The sequence below is a fragment of the Mediterraneibacter sp. 210702-DFI.3.120 genome, assembly GCF_020561005.1.
GTDB lineage: Bacteria > Bacillota > Clostridia > Lachnospirales > Lachnospiraceae > Mediterraneibacter > Mediterraneibacter faecis.
Genome location: NZ_JAJCNG010000069.1, coordinates 1 through 796, shown reverse-complemented (window position 1 = coordinate 796; position 796 = coordinate 1). Strand labels below are relative to the sequence as shown.

General features: G+C 53.5%; 1 protein-coding gene. It reads right to left on the bottom strand.

Translation table 11 applies throughout. The annotated features are described in order from the left end of the window. Nucleotides 1-796: MobA/MobL family protein (locus tag LI162_RS15220; RefSeq protein ID WP_227156874.1), on the bottom strand; the 796-nt coding region annotated here is incomplete at both ends.

The following is a 796-nucleotide window of genomic DNA, read 5'->3' as shown; positions in this document are numbered from 1 at the left end:
CGGTCTTAAACTCGCCATAGGTGGTGTTGTGCGCCTGTTCCAGCTCGTCATACTCTTCGGTCAGCTTTTTCATATCCACCTTGCCGTCCGGGAATTCTCCGGTCAGCTTGCGTCTGGCGGCGTAGAACTGTTTCAGTTCCGTTTCATGCTCTGCCTTGTACTTGGCTCTGGGCTTCTCAAACTTGATTTTCTGCAAGCCGTCATAGACAGGCTTCAAGCTCTGGAAAGCAGCAGAGCTGTCATAGAGCCGCTTAATCGCTTTCATTCGAGCGGTCTGTTCGTCCAGCGTTTTCTTCAAGCTCTCTGTGGCAGCACTGTGTTCGCTGACACGGTGTTCCAAATCCTCAAGGGAGTAAATCCCGTTTGCCCGGAGATAATTGAAAGTCTCATTCATCTCCTTTAGATTGCTGACCTTGTCTTTCTGCGAATACGCCCCGGCTCTGCGCTGGGTGTAATAGGCGTTCAGCAGAGAAACAAGGTCGGGTGCCTGCGGCTTGGCAATCTCCGCTTTTGCTTCGGCAATCCAATCGAACAGGAGAGCGATTTTCTTCTTGATGTCCCGGATAACGGCATTGGTTGCCTTGATCCAGCGGTTGAACTCGCCTTTCTCGGTGCGTATGCCTTTCTTCTCCATTGCCCGGACGGTTGCGCCCTCGTGGACGGTGGGAAGAAGCTCCACGCCCTGACGCTCATAGCTTCGGTGGTCGATACGAACGTCAAGCCCCTTTTCCGCAAACTTGCCATTGCATAGCTCCGCCCATGTCTGCCGCCAGTATTCCAGCGTTTCGGGACTGCC